General features: G+C 64.2%; 7 protein-coding genes, 1 other RNA gene and 1 pseudogene. 2 read left to right on the top strand and 7 right to left on the bottom strand.

Annotation, left to right across the window (positions count from 1 at the left end):
• The 7 genes and pseudogenes from BVER_RS08115 to trxA form a co-directional block, all read right to left on the bottom strand.
• Positions 1 to 5985, bottom strand: a pseudogene (locus BVER_RS08115) (alpha-2-macroglobulin family protein).
• A 97-nt stretch (positions 5986 to 6082) separates the two neighbouring features.
• Positions 6083 to 7444, bottom strand: a complete 1362-nt coding sequence (locus tag BVER_RS08110; RefSeq protein ID WP_050452876.1) for an MATE family efflux transporter — start codon at positions 7442 to 7444, stop codon at positions 6083 to 6085.
• 43 nt (positions 7445 to 7487) lie between these two features.
• On the bottom strand, positions 7488 to 9251 hold the full coding sequence (locus BVER_RS08105) for an ArnT family glycosyltransferase (RefSeq protein WP_050452858.1): 1764 nt from the start codon (positions 9249 to 9251) through the stop codon (positions 7488 to 7490).
• Between the two features lie 229 nt (positions 9252 to 9480).
• Entirely contained in the window at positions 9481 to 9735 is a 255-nt protein-coding gene (locus BVER_RS08100) for a type B 50S ribosomal protein L31 (RefSeq protein WP_050452857.1), read from the bottom strand.
• Positions 9736 to 9874: 139 nt separating this feature from the next.
• Positions 9875 to 10699 carry a M90 family metallopeptidase gene (locus BVER_RS08095; RefSeq protein WP_050452855.1) on the bottom strand — a complete coding sequence of 275 codons (825 nt, stop codon included), beginning with the start codon at positions 10697 to 10699 and terminating at the stop codon, positions 9875 to 9877.
• Between the two features lie 116 nt (positions 10700 to 10815).
• Positions 10816 to 12081 carry a transcription termination factor Rho gene (gene rho, locus BVER_RS08090; RefSeq protein ID WP_050452854.1) on the bottom strand — a complete coding sequence of 422 codons (1266 nt, stop codon included), beginning with the start codon at positions 12079 to 12081 and terminating at the stop codon, positions 10816 to 10818.
• A gap of 261 nt (positions 12082 to 12342) precedes the next feature.
• Complete coding sequence (trxA, locus tag BVER_RS08085) at positions 12343 to 12669, bottom strand: thioredoxin TrxA (protein WP_008349330.1); 327 nt, start codon at positions 12667 to 12669, stop codon at positions 12343 to 12345.
• 347 nt (positions 12670 to 13016) lie between these two features.
• Between trxA and ffs the strand changes: the two genes are divergently transcribed.
• Positions 13017 to 13112: signal recognition particle sRNA small type (ffs, locus tag BVER_RS29960), an RNA gene on the top strand.
• Between the two features lie 181 nt (positions 13113 to 13293).
• A partial coding sequence (dnaX, locus tag BVER_RS08080) for a DNA polymerase III subunit gamma/tau (RefSeq protein WP_050452852.1) occupies positions 13294 to 14822 on the top strand: 1529 nt, incomplete at its 3' end.

Below are 14822 nucleotides of genomic sequence, written 5' to 3'. Positions count from 1 at the left end.
TCACTTCGCCGCCAGCGGCTTGACGACGACCGGCGCATTCGGCAGCGCGCCGAAAGTCGACGGCGCATACAGCGCCTCGACGCGCGTCGGCGGCAAGCCGAAGGTGCCGGGATTGTTCACGCGCATCGTGTATTCGACTTGCAGCTTGCCCTTCGGCAGATAGCCGTAATACGCGCGATACCCGTCGAAGCCGCGTTCCACGAACGACGGCCACGCGCCTTTCTGCTGCTCGCCTTCGGTCGCGGCGGCGGAATCGCGTCCGAGTCTGGAGCAGAGAATCGTCGCGCCGGCGGGAATCGGATCGTTGACGACGACCCAGGTCATGTCGCTTTGCGCGTCGATGTCGAGATGCACGCGCACGATATCGCCGCGCGAGAGCACGCCCTTCACGGCGGGATCGACGGGCGTCATCGTCTTGCTGATTCGATAGCCCGCCGCGAACGGCGCCTTCAACGCGATGGCCGCGAGACTTTCGATGGTCGCCCACGGTTTGCCGGTGCCGTCCTGCGTCAGCGACAGCGAGCCGGTGGACCACGGCAGCGTCATGCCGCGGGTGTTCGCGGTCTTGGTGATCGACGTCGCCGATGCAGCGGACGCCGCCGAAGCCGCCGCGCTCCAGTCCACGCTCCGCGATGCATCGCCGAGCCGGACCTGCGTCGTGCCCGTGACCGGCGTGCTTTCGAACAGGCGCGAGAAGCGCGCGAGCGCGAGTTCGCCCCACAGATTCGCGGTCGTCGTCTGCCACGCGCCGTTCTTCTGCAATGCCAACAAGCCCGCGACGAGACGCGGCATCTCGTCCTTCCAGCCGGGCGCATCGGCGAACAGCAAGGCGGTGCGCGCGGCGTTCGTTTCGCTGCCGGTCATGAGCCACCACAGATCGTCGTCGCGTTCGGTCGAAAAGGTCAGACGCGTGCCCTGATACGTCAGCCGCGCGCGGATGATCTGCTCGGCCTGCGCGCGCTTTTCCTCGCGATTCGGAGTGCCGTCGACGCGCGACAGGATCGCGTAGTAGTCGAGCACGGCGGACGTCGGCCACTGATCCGGCGCAACCGTGATCGACCCGAGCATGCGCGCCTGCGCGAGTCCGTAACGCGACAAGGCTTCGATGGCGGCGAGCTTCTCGAAATCGAGATCGTTGCGCGGCGCCCAGAACTTGCGCTCGATCTTGCCGTCGACGAAGTTCGCGAGACCCGCCGCCATCTGATCGCGCAGCGCGGCGGGCAGGGCGAAGCGGCGGTCTTCCTTCGCGGCGTCGTCGGTGACGGCGAGCAGATAGGCGGTGAGCGTCGGGCTGCCGGTCGGACGATCGTCGTCGGATGGCGGGAAGTAGTTCGCGAGGCCATCGCGGTCGAGATACGACGGCATGCGCGTCAGCACGCCTTGCCATTGCGCGGCGTCCATCAAACCGAGCGCGCGCGACGTCTGCTGTTCCAGACAGTTGTACGGATAGCGCTCGAACTAGCGGCGCACGCCGGGCAGGCCATCGGTGAGTTTCGGCTGCAACGATACGGCGATGCCGCCGCGCACCGCGCCATCGCTCGACTTGCTTGCATCGGCGGGCGGCGCGACGGGCAGCGTGAGCGTGCCGTCGACTTGCGCGATGGTCGCCTGCTGCGCGGTTACCGGAATCGCGGCGACGACTTTCTGCGTGAGCTTCACGGCGTCGCTCGCCTTCGGTCCGGCTTGTTCGGCTGCGCTCACGTTTCAGTCGAGACTCGCCGACGAACCCGCGCCGATCACATCGGGCGTCGTCACGTCCCACGTCACGTCCTGCGACGACTCGGGCTTCAGTTCGAGCGCGAGCGCGCCGGCTTTCGGCGTGACGACGACGTTCATCGTCCGTTGCGTCGTGTTGCGCAGCGTGAATTGCGCGCGGAACGCGTCGCCGACGCGCACCAGCGGCGGCAGGCCCGAGATCAGCTGCAAGTCCTGCGTGCTCTGGATCGATGCGCTGCCGGTGCCGAAGTGTCCCGCGCCGACTGCCGCGATTGCGACGATACGGAAGCGCGTCAGCGCATCGTTGAGCGGCACATCGACGGACGCTTCGCCGTTTGCATCGAGCGTCACGCGCGGATTCCACAGCAGCAGCGTGTCGAACAACTCGCGCGTGGCGCTGTGTCCGCCGCCGTCGCCCGCCGGCACCGCCTTGCGCCCGAAGTGACGCCGCCCGATGATTTCCATCTGCGCCGTCGCCGTTTCGACGCCGTAAGCGCGTTGCTGGAGCATCGCGTCGAGCACGTCCCAGCTTTCGTTGGGCATCAGTTCGAGCAGCGCTTCATCGACGGCGACCGCGATCTGCGTGCCCGCGGGCGCGGGCTTGCCGCCCGGCAGCGCGACCTTGAGCTTGACATGCGCCTTCGAGCGCACGGTGTAGGACTTCGCATCCGGCGTCACGCTGACCGCCAGTTTGTGCGACGCCGTGCCGACCTTGATCGACGCCAGCCCGTAACGGAACGCGGGCTTCGACAGATCGACGAGCGGCGTCGGCGCCTGATATTGCCGGCCTTCGTACCAGAACGAGCGCGCCCATTCGATCGGCGCTTTCCAGCCCCAGGTAAAGAACGAATACCACGGCACTTCATGGATGCATCCGCGCAGCGCGAGCACCGACACATAGACGTTCGGCCCCCACGCATCCTGCACCTTCAGTTCGACGGTCGGATCGGTGCCGTTCAACTCGACGACATGCGTTTCCACGATGCCTTCGCGCTCCACCGCGACGAGCGCGGTCGCCGAGCGGAAGGGCATGCGCACCTGAAAGCGCGCGGTGTCGCCCGGTTCGTAGCTGGTCTTTTCCGGCAGCACGTCGATGCGATCAGTGTTCTCGCCGCCGAACCACAGTTCGTCTTCGCGCGTAACCCAGACGGACGTGCTCGCGTTCGCCGCGTGTCCGTCGCCGTCCTTGGCAACCGCGATCAGGTCGATGTTGCCCGCGTCCTTCAATTTGACGTCGCACGACACGATGCCGTGATCGTCGCTCTTGCCGCTGCAGAGCGTGCCGAGGTCCTTGGTTTCGGTGTGGTTGTCGTAGGCATAGAAGCCGCCGACCATGCGCTTGCGCGAACTCGACATGATGCGCGCAACGCCCTTGACCTCGACCGATACGCCCGCGCGCGGCTTGCCCTGCAAATCGAGCGCGAGCGCCTGCACCGGCAGCGCGCCGCCGACCGACACCCAATGTCCGGCCTTGACGCCGACCGCGACGGCAGCGGGCCACAGCATCTCGCCGCCTGCGATGGTCTGCGTTTCGCCGTTCGGGTCCGCGAACGTCGCTTCGAGCGCGAGACGTTTCGGCGCTTCGACGGCCGGCAAGGGCTTGATATTCAGCTTGCCCGCGCCGTCGCGATCGAGCGTGAGCTTCATCTTGTCGGCGACGAGTTGCGTCGACGATTCCGGCTGTTGGTCCTGATCGTCGCCCTGATCTTCGGCGGGCGCGCTCGCGCCATCGTTCGCGGGCTTGCGATAGGGCGTGAAACTGAACGCTTCGTACTGCGACGCGAACGGCGGCGATGCATCGCGCACCAGCGCCGAGACCTGCACCGGCAGATTCGACGCCGGGCCGCCTTGCACATACTCGATGCGCACATCGACGGGCGCTTCGGTCGCGGCGACGAGTCCGGGCGATTTGGTATCGCCCGCCGTCACCGAGCCCTTGAACACCGGCAGACGGAATTCCTCGACGCGGAAACTGCCCGATTCGATCGATTGCGTGACGTGGCTGTCGCTGTCGTCGTCGGCGGCGGCGTCGGCCGTGCCGTTGTCGAGCGTCACGCTGTACTCGCCGAGTTTGGCCGCGGCGGGAATGTCGAAGGTCGAGTCGGCGCTGTGATCCTTCGCCCACTTGAGCGGCATGTGCCAGCTCTGGCCGCTGCCGATATGACGGATCGTCACGCGGCTCGGATAATTCGGCGGAAAGCCGAAGCCGTTCAGCGTCTCGACGCGCATCAGATGCTTCATCGACACGGTTTCGCCGGCGCGCAGCAGCGTGCGATCGAAGACGGTATGCGCGCGTACGGTGCGCGAGCCACTCATGTCGGTCGGCACGTTGAAACGCCACGCTTCGATGCCGCGATTCCAGTCCGACGTCACGAAGGCCATGTCCGGACCGGTGACGGGATCGTTCACGCGCGCCGACACGAAAAAGCCGCTGTAGCTCAGGCTGTCCTCGCCGCATTCTCCGCGCGCGGCGAGCGGCTTGCCGATGCACGCGAGACCTTGCGCATCGGTCACGCCGGTGGCGATTTCGTCGCCGTTGCAATCGGTGACGCGCACATTCGCGTTCGGCACGGGCTTGCCTCGGTCGAGCGTCGTCACCCAGACGAGACTGTTTTCGCGGCCCTGTTTGAAGTGCACGCCGAGATTGGTGACGAGCACGGATGTGCGCACGTACATCGCCTGATGCTTGCCCAGCAGCGATGCGCCGAGCGCCGGCGAAGCCAGTTCGACGACGTAAAAGCCCGGCTTCTTGAACGGCACGCCGACGACCTCGAACGGACGCAGCGCCTTCGGATCGGCGGCGGGCAGCGTCAGCGATTCGACGCCGGGACGTTTGGCGAGCATCGACAGCGAGCGCACGTCGATTTGCGGATCGCGGCCGATCTTGCCTTCGCTGTCCGGCACGATCACCGGATCGATGCCGTTTTTGAGCAACTCCGGCATGCGCGCTTCGATGCTCGATCGCGACATCGTCATGCCGTCGAACACGTCGACGTTGCGCATCCAGCGGCGGATGTCGCTGTTGGCGTCGAGCCTGAGTTCGGTGATCTTCGAGGTGCCCGAATTCAGCCCTTGCACATGCAGGTCCGCTTCGACGTGACGCAGCGTGACGGGCAGCATCGCGGGCATATCCGGTTCCGCGAAGCGCTCGATGATGCCGAAGTTGCCCGACGAGAATTTCGCGAGCGGCGGCATCGGCGCGGTGCTGGTCTTGAGCGGAAACAGATCGGCGTTGGCAAGCGTTCGGCCGCTCACGTCCTTCAGATTCGCCGGCGCTTCGATGCTCAGTTCCGCGCGCTCGGGCAGCGGCGCGGCGAAGGCGAGATTGCTGACTTCGGTGCTCTTGTCGGTATCGTCGAAAGTAGGCGCGGTCGTGCCGTTGGCGCTGCGCAGCACGAACTTCTGCGCATCGGCGCGGCTGATTGGCGCGCTGAATTCCAGCCGCAGCGGACGCAAGGGCGTGCAGGGCGCTTTGGCGTTCTCGCGCTCGCAGGTGAAACTCGCCTTGAAAGGCTCGCGCACTTCGTAGTCGAAGCGCTTTTCCACATCGTTGGAGATACCGCTCGGCCCGCTCACGCCCACGCCGTAGACCAGTTGCATCTTGGTCGCGGACGGCAGCGTCTGCTGACACGCGAGCGTCAGAACGCGCTCGCTTTCCTTTTCCAGACCGAAATGTTTGAGGAGCGAATCGCGCGTGTTCTGGTCGGCCAGACGCACGGGAATGCGATTGCCCAGTGCGTTCGATTCGCACCAGACATGATCGAGCACCGAAGCTTGCGTCGCCGGCCCGTTCAGGCGCAGCACGAAAGTCTGATCTTCCTCGATGCGGCCATAGCTCGGCATCACGCGCGTGACGAACGGGCCGCCGGTCTGGAATGCGAAATGTTGCGGGCCGGCAATCGCGTTACCCGCGTCGGAATTGAGGTCGGCTTTCAGATCGAACGCGCAGCGTACGCCGGGCGGCAGATCGTTCTCGAAGTCGAAGGCCCAGGTTTTCTGGTCGATCCAGCGCGCGTTGCCCTTGATCGCGGCAGCCGGCGCACCGCTGCACGACACGCTGCCCGGCGCAGTCGCCGATGGACTGCCGAACGGGATCATCGCGTCATCGAACTTGACAACGACCTGTCTCACCTGCGCGACCTTGCCTTGCGGCGATACGGTCGTGACGCGCGCGGCATCGGCTGCTCGCATCGCGATGCCGGCGCTCAGCGCGGCGATCAGGGACGTTGCGGCCAGGATCCATTTTTGTTTAGTTGTCACGCGGCTCATCCACTCGCTCCGAGTTGTCCTCGATGCGGGGCATTCTACTGGAGCCTTACGCGCGTCTTTCCGGCGTTGACGCTTTACAACACGACAATAGGAAAACTCAGGCGGCGTCGACCATCGACACATGACGCACGCTCACGCGCCGCCAATACCAGAACAGGCCGATGCCCGCCACGCCGAGACTCAGCGAATTGGCGATCCAGAAGCCGCGCGCGCCCTGCAGCCATGCAGGCACCATGCCGCCGACATCGAAGCCGAGCAGATAGCCGCCGCCCAGCCCGATGCCCCACAACGCGATCGCATAGATGACGGTCGGCACCAGCGTGACCTTGTAGGCGCGCAGGATGAACGCCGTGGTGATCTGCAATGCATCGCACAGGTGATAGAAGAAGATGATCAGCACGAGCGGCATGGCTGCGGCGATCACGTTCGTATCGGGCGTATAGGCGGCGATGATCTGCGGCCGCGCGACGAGCAGGATCACGCCGTACGCGAACGCCAGCACGCAGGCCATGCCGATGCCGTGCCGCGAAATCGAACGCGCTTCGTCGAACTTCTGCGCGCCGAGCGCCTGCGACACCAGCGTCGACGATGCAATGCCGATGGACAGCGGCGTCATATACAGCACCGCGCCGAGATTGCCGGCGATCTGATGGCCTGCGAGCGTCGTCGTGCCGAAGCGCGAGATGAACAGCGCCATGAAGGTGTACGACGTCACTTCGATGAGATACGACAGGCCCATCGGAATGCCGAGCCGCAACAGCGCAATCTGACGCCGCAGGACCGGCCAGGAGAAGCGCGAAAAGATGCCGAACGGGCGGAAGAACTCGACTCGCAGCATCACCGTGATGCCGACGATCGCCGACACCCAGTTGATCAGCGAACTGGCCAGCGCGCAGCCCGGACCGCCGAGCGCCGGCACGCCGAAGCCGCCGAAGATGAACCACGTATTGAGCGGAAACTTGAGCACGAGCCCGCCGACCTGCAGAAACATGACGAGTCGCGGCTTGCCGACGGCGTTCGCCAGCGAGCTATAGACGCGAAACGCCAGACTCGCCGGCAGTCCGAACGACAGGATGCGCAGATAGTCCACCGTGCGGTCGTGCAGCGCGGGCGGCGCTTTGGCGAGGCTCAGCAGCGGCTCGGGATGGTAGAGCAGCGTGAAGCCGATGATCATCAGCAGCGCGGCGAGCCAGAATACCTGGCGCGTTTCCTCGCCGATTTCGCTTTCGCGGCCCGCGCCGGAGAGTTGTCCGGCGATCGGCTGCAAAGCGACCAGAATCCCCGTCAGGCCGATATATACCGAGATATAAACCGACGAGCCGAGTCCGAGCGCGGCCAGATCGGTGGCGGAGAAGCGGCCGACCATCGCGGTATCGATCACGCCGAACGCGATCACCGCGAGCTGGCCGATCAGCACCGGCCACGCCAGCGCGCCGATCTTGCGGACGTCGCCGAACATGCCGGTGGCGGCGTGCGAGCGGGCGGAATCGCGCGCCATGTCGTTACTGCGAGCGGCGCAGGCTGCGCGGGCGCACCGGCTTCGGCGCGGGCGGCGTCGGGCGCTGGATGCGCACGTAAAGGCGGAACCGTTCGTCGCGGTCGGCGACGCGGCGGCCCTCCCAGACGAGCTTCCATTCGAGATTCGAGATCGACGGCGGATCGCCGTAATCCGCGCGATCCTGACGCAGAATGACGTCGCAATCTTCATCGAACGCGAAGTGCATGCCGCCGAAATACGCGAAGGTCGCGATCTGCGCATCGCCCAGACGCGCGGGCGAGATGCAGTTATAGTCGGGCGGCAGATGTCCGGCGATCTGTTCCGCGACGTCGCGATACGTGCGGCTGTAGTTCACGACCGGCAGCCACAAGGTCATGAGCAGCACCCACATCAGCGTGGTGCCCGCGCTCGACAATACGACGGAGCGCCACAGCACCTTCGGATGCCGCGCGAGCCGCCAGCGCGCGAGCAGGAACCAGCCGACCGTCACCGCGACCGCGCACAGGAACGACAGCAGCTTGAATTCGGGATGAAAGCCCGGCGCGAGTCGCGCGAGATTGCGCGCCATTGCCGCCGGAAAGCCGATCATGCCGGCCGTCCACACCAGCCAAACAAGCGAGCCGATGATCGTGAAGCTCAGCATCGCGAACCAGTCGATCGCGTTGATCGCGCCGCGCTTGAGCGTGGGCAGCGCGAACGTGGCGAGCACGGAGAGCGGCGGCAGCAGTAGCATGAACAGGCGATTCGTCTCGTGCGCCTGCAGCACGACCAGCACCAGCAGCGGCCCGATGATCGACAGCGGCACCGCGACGTGCGGCGAGCGGCGCATGCCGCCCCAGCTCACGAAGGCCCAGATCGCCAGCGGCCACGCGGGCCAGGTGAAGAGCGGCAGGTTCTTGACTGCGTAACCGAAGATCGAGCCGGGCGCGCCGGAGAAGAACGAAAAGCTGTTGCGCCACCATTGACGCAGCCACCAGTTGCCGTCGTCGGGGAAGTAGTGGAGGGCGGGCAGCACCCAGGCGCCGATCAGTACGACGGCGATCGGCAGGCCGAAAATCAGCAGCGGCAGCGCGCGCACCTGCTTGACGATGATCGTCATCGCCAGCGTACAGAGCAGCAGGGCGAACACCAGTACCGGCGAACTCGACAGGCCGACCACGCCGATCGTCACGCCCCAGATGATCGCGCCTTGCAACGGCTTGTCGAGGCTGCGCACGAGGCCGTAGATGAGCATCGCGGTGCCGGCGAACTGCGCGAGTTGAGGCGTGGTTTCGTGCCCGCGCTCGGCGAGACCGAAACAGGCGAGCAAAATCAGCAGCGCGCCATCGGCGAGCGTGCGGCCGTAGTCGCGCGGTTTCGGTTCGCCGCCGAAGGCATATTTGAACGGTTGCGCCTCGTCGCGCCGGCCGAGCAGATAGGCCGAATACCAGACGAATGCGCACGCGAGACAGAAAAGCAGGCCGGTAACGACGCGCGACGCGTTGCTCGCATCGACCCACGGACTCAGCAGGCGGATGGAACCCGCGCCGAGCCAGTACATCAGCGGGCCGTCCTGCGTCGGCGTCTTGCCGACGAGGTTTGGCAGCAGCCAGTCGCGCGCGTCGCCGTTGGCCATCGTCCACATCACGCCGAAGCTCGCGGCATCCTCGTTCTTCCACGGGTCGCGCCCGAACAGGCCGAACGACGCATAGGTGATACAGATGGCGAGCAAAAGCCAGCGCGGCAGGGCGCTGGTGGCGGAGGCGGTCAGACGAACGACGGAGCGCATGCGAAAAGGGCTTGATCCATGAAAACGGGCCGCGAGCCATGCGTCGAACGCGGCGGGGCCAGAGCAACCGGCATTGTAGTCGCGTGCCGGACGATGCGGGCAGACCGCCTGTTACGGTATGCAACAAGCGTTGCAACGGGCAGCAGCAACCCGGGTGCCGCGGGAAACCTGCAGAGACAAAAAAGGGCAGCCTGAGCTGCCCTTTTGCTGTGAAGCCTTGAAGCCCGACTTACTTCTTGGTCGAGAAGCGTGCGAACTTGTTGTTGAACTTTTCGACGCGGCCGGCCGTGTCCATGATCTTCTGCTGGCCCGTGTAGAACGGATGCGATTCCGACGACACTTCGATCTTCGCGAGCGGGTAGGTCTTGCCTTCGAATTCAGCGGTTTCGCGCGTCTGGATGGTCGAGCGGGTCACGAACTTGAAGTCGTTCGACATGTCGATGAACAGAACTTCGCGGTAATTCGGGTGAATGCCTTCTTTCATGGTCTTTCCTGGGATCTGGCGGTAGCCAACTCGCTGCACCGTTTTCGATGATGGCACGAGTCACTTGCCTAGGGTCGAAAAACAGCGATTATGCCAGAAAATCAGTCGCTTGACACTTTTTTCGCAGGGTTTGCCCGATTCACGACAGCGCCCCGACGCCCGCCGGATCCTGCCGGTAATACCGCGCCAAAAGGCGGTAGAGCTCCGGATATTCGGCTTCGAAAGCTTTGGGTGTCACGAACAGCGCCTCGCTGCACACCGCGAAAAACTCCGACGGATGATCCGTCGCATAGGGATCGATCAGCGATTCGCGCTCGAAGCGCGCCCAGTGCCGCTGCGGCACGGCGTCGATGCGCGCGCAAAACTGGTCGTACGCGTTGTCGAAGATATCGCTCCAGGCGGTGGAATCGAGCGGTGCGTGCCAGCGGCGAAATAGCGGCGGATGGCCGTCGGCTTCGCCCGTCAGCATGTCGATCTTGTGCGCGAATTCGTGGATGACGACGTTGTACGCGTCCGAGCCGTCGGCCATCTGCGCGTCCTCCCACGACAGCACGACCGGGCCGCCTTCCCACGCCTCGCCGCTCGCGTCGTGCTCGACTTCGTGCACGACGCCGTCCTCGTCCTCCACCGTCTTGCGGATGACGAACTCGCCCGGATACACGATCACGCCGACCCAGCCTCGATACAGGTCGAGATCGAGATTGAGCATCGGCAGACAGGCTTGCGCGGCAATCGAGACGATCATCCGGTCGGTCAGTTCAAGATCGTGCGCCGTCGAAAATTCCTTCTGCGAGATGAACAGGCTGGCGGTATCGCGCAGGCGCTGCAGATCGTCCGCGCTCAGATGGCCGAAGCACGGAAACGCATCGAGCGTGCTGCGCCAGAGCGCATCGTCGATCGCGTATTTGCGCAGCGCGCGCTCGCGGCGTTGCGCGCCGAACCAGCGGGAAAAGGGATTGCCCATGCGGTCGTTCGTATCGCTTCGGATAGAGCGGATTGTACGGACGGGCGCGCGCGTCGCGCATAAAAAAACCGCCTGACGATGCAGGCGGTTTTTCGTGTGCGGGCAGCGAAGGCGAATCAACCGCCGCCGCGACGCATCATGTCGAAGAACTCGGCGTTGTTCTTGGTTTGGCGGATCTTGTCGAGCAGGAATTCCATCGCTTCGACTTCGTCCATGTCGTGGATGAACTTGCGCAGCACCCAGACCTTTTGCAGCACGTCCGGCTTGATCAGCAGTTCTTCGCGACGCGTGCCCGACTTGTTCAGGTTGATCGACGGATAGACGCGCTTTTCGGCCAGACGGCGCTCGAGGTGCACTTCCATGTTGCCGGTGCCCTTGAACTCTTCGTAGATCACGTCGTCCATGCGGCTGCCGGTTTCGATCAGCGCCGTACCGATGATGGTGAGCGAACCGCCTTCCTCGATATTGCGCGCCGCGCCGAAGAAGCGCTTCGGACGTTGCAGCGCGTTGGCGTCGACACCGCCCGTCAGCACCTTGCCCGATGCCGGCACGACCGTGTTGTACGCACGCGCGAGACGCGTGATGGAGTCGAGCAGAATCACGACGTCGTGCTTCATTTCGACCAGGCGCTTGGCCTTTTCGATGACCATTTCGGCCACTTGGACGTGACGCGCGGCCGGTTCGTCGAAGGTCGATGCGATGACTTCGCCGTGCACCGAGCGCTGCATTTCCGTCACTTCTTCAGGACGTTCGTCGATCAGCAGCACGAACAGGATGACGTCCGGATGATTCGCCTTCACCGCATGCGCGATGTGCTGCAGCATCACGGTCTTACCCGACTTGGGCGACGCCACCAGCAGACCGCGCTGACCCTTGCCGATCGGCGCGATCATGTCGATGATCCGGCCGGTAACGTTTTCCTCGCCGCGCATTTCGCGTTCGAGCGGCAGCGGCTTGTTCGGGTGCAGCGGCGTGAGGTTCTCGAACATGATCTTATGTTTCGAGGCCTCGGGCGGCTGCCCGTTGACTTTGTCCACCTTCACGAGCGCGAAGTAGCGTTCGCCGTCCTTCGGCGTGCGCACTTCGCCTTCGATCGTGTCGCCGGTGTGCAGATTGAAGCGGCGAATCTGTGACGGGCTGATGTAGATATCGTCCGTACTCGCGAGATACGAGGTCTCGGGCGAGCGCAGGAAGCCAAACCCGTCGGGAAGCACTTCGAGGGTGCCGTCGCCGAAGATCGTGTCGCCAGCCTTGGCGCGCTTTTTAAGAATCGCGAACATCAGTTCCTGCTTGCGCAGGCGGTTCGCATTTTCGATCTCCAGGCCATTGGCCATCTCGATCAGTGCGGAGACGTGCTGAGACTTGAGCTCGGATAAATGCATACGGATTTCCCGCCAGGGAGAAGAGGTGCAACAGAAAGATTTGGGAGAAGAGGTGAGCGGAACCGCTCTGAGATTTAGTACTTCTTGAACTCTTGTGAATATAGCATAGCACACGCCAGAACTGGCTCGAAAAGGCCAAGGGCGAGGCTTTCGGGCCGATGTTGTCGTGCGACAACATCGGCGGACGCGAATTCCTGCGTCGGAGTCATGTGCCCGGACGCGCCGGCGAGGTTTGCGTGAGGACGCTCGCCGGGCAAGCCATTACAGGTTGCTATCGAGGAATGCGGTCAGTTGCGACTTGGACAGCGCGCCGACCTTTTGCGCGGCGACCGCGCCATTCTTGAAGAGGATCAGCGTCGGGATGCCGCGCACGCCGAACTTGACCGGCGTCGACTGATGTTCGTCGACATTGATCTTCGCGATCTGCAGGCGATCGCCGTAATCCTTCGCGACTTCGTCGAGGATCGGGGCAATCATCTTGCACGGACCGCACCACTCGGCCCAGAAGTCGAGCAGGACAGGTTTATCCGACTTGACGACGTCCTGTTCGAAAGACGCGTCGCTGATGTGCTTGATTGATTCGCTCATTGTCTGAATACCTCTATTGATTCGAGGCCCGCGGTTGAATGCTCGCCACGATACAACAAAACGGAAAAGGGTTTCGTCGCCGCACGTTCGATTCGGACCCGTGCGACGATTCGGCGGATACTGCCGGCAAAATGATCCGTGGCACGCGAAAAATGCCGCGTCACGGATGATTCACATGTCATCTTAGCCTACTTTGCTATCCGTTGCCGGGTGCCGATAGCGAGGATTTGAGGGCAAAAACGGGCGATACAAGAGCGTCTTCGAGCGCACAGTCGCGGCCGCGCACGGCAAGCGTGCTCAAGCCTTCCGGGCGACGCATCGGCCGTGCTACAATTCTTCGTGACGGGCCTCCTCTCGCTCGCATGGTGGCGTGGTCAACCTGGTCAGGTCGGGAACGAAGCAGCCACAGCCGCTTTCCACCAGTGCCGAGGGTCAGGCTCGTCACCTTCCGATTTTTCTTCCGTAGTTCGCTCCCCGCGTTTTTCTCTTTTTCTGATATTCATGCGCGCATGAATATCGGTATTCGTTCGTCTGGAAAAACCGCGCATCGGCACCACCTTCGAGCTCCCGCTGGCCCCGATTCGGCGGCGTTTTCCGCGAGTCGTTGCTGATACAATTTCGCGCATGACCTATCAAGTTCTCGCACGCAAGTGGCGGCCGAAATCGTTCGAGTCGCTCGTCGGCCAGGAGCACGTCGTTCGTGCGCTCACGCACGCGCTCGACGGCGGCCGCCTGCATCACGCGTACCTGTTTACGGGCACGCGTGGCGTCGGCAAGACCACGCTCTCGCGTATCTTCGCCAAGGCGCTCAATTGTGAAACCGGCGTGACGTCGAAGCCGTGCAGCGTGTGTCGCGCGTGCCGGGAGATCGACGAGGGCTGTTTCGTCGATTACGTCGAGATGGATGCGGCGAGCAATCGCGGCGTCGAGGAAATGGCGACGCTGCTGGAGCGAGCGGTCTACGCGCCGGTCGATGCGCGCTTCAAGGTCTATATGATCGACGAAGTGCACATGCTGACGAACCACGCCTTCAACGCCATGTTGAAGACGCTGGAAGAACCGCCGTCGCACGTCAAGTTCATCCTCGCGACCACCGATCCGCAGAAGATTCCGGTCACCGTGCTGTCGCGCTGTCTGCAGTTCAATCTGAAGCAGATGCCGGCGGGGCACATCGTCACGCATCTGGAGAACATTCTCGGGCAGGAAAGCATTGCGTTCGAGTCGCAGGCGTTGCGGCTGTTGTCGCGTGCGGCCGAGGGCAGCATGCGCGACGCGCTGTCGCTGACCGATCAGGCCATCGCGTATTCGGCGGGCGAAGTCAGCGAGGAAGCGGTGCGCGGCATGCTCGGCGCGCTGGATCAAAGCTATCTGATCCGCCTGCTCGATGCGCTCGCCGCCGGTGACGGCGCGCAGGTGCTATCCATCGCCGATGAAATGAGTCTGCGCAGCCTGTCGTTCTCGACCGCGCTTCAGGATCTCGCGAGTCTGCTGCATCGGATCGCGTGGGCGCAGTTCGCACCGGCATCGGTGCTCGACGAGTGGCCGGAAGCCGAAGACATTCGCCGCTTCGCCGGGATGCTGTCGGCCGAGCAGATTCAGCTTTTCTATCAGATCGCCACCGTCGGACGCGGCGAGTTGCGTCTCGCGCCGGACGAATACGCCGGCTTCACGATGACGCTGCTGCGCATGCTCGCCTTCGAACCCGCAAGCGGTCCGGGCGGTGGCGGCGGTCTCGCGGTGAACACGCCAACGGGCGCGATGGCTGAGCGGGCGAGTGCGCCGGCTTCGGTGGCGGTCGCAGCGGCGGCGAAAGCGCCGGTCGAGGCAGCGCGTGCGCCGACTGCTGAGAAGCCGACCGACGCTGTGCCCGCGCCGTCGAACGCTGCAGCTGCGATGGACGAAATCGCGCCGGTGACGGCAAACACAGCGCCTGTCACGCCGCAAGCCGAACCGTCGCCCGCCGAATTTCCGTTGCCCGCCGCAGCAAAGCAAGCCGTCGAAGAGATCGCGCAAGAGATCGCGCCCGCGCGAAACGAACCGCGCGGCAACAGCGGCGCGAGCGCAGCGCTCGAAGTCCTGCGCAGCGCAGGCATGCGTCTTTCGTCGGATCGCGGCGGACGCGCTGGCGCCGCGCCGGAAGCGCCGCCCGCGCC

The sequence above is a fragment of the Candidatus Burkholderia verschuerenii genome (assembly GCF_001189365.1).
GTDB classification, from domain to species: Bacteria; Pseudomonadota; Gammaproteobacteria; order Burkholderiales; family Burkholderiaceae; genus Caballeronia; species Caballeronia verschuerenii.
Note: the sequence above shows the minus strand (reverse complement) of the source record. Positions and strands in the feature narration are given on the sequence as shown.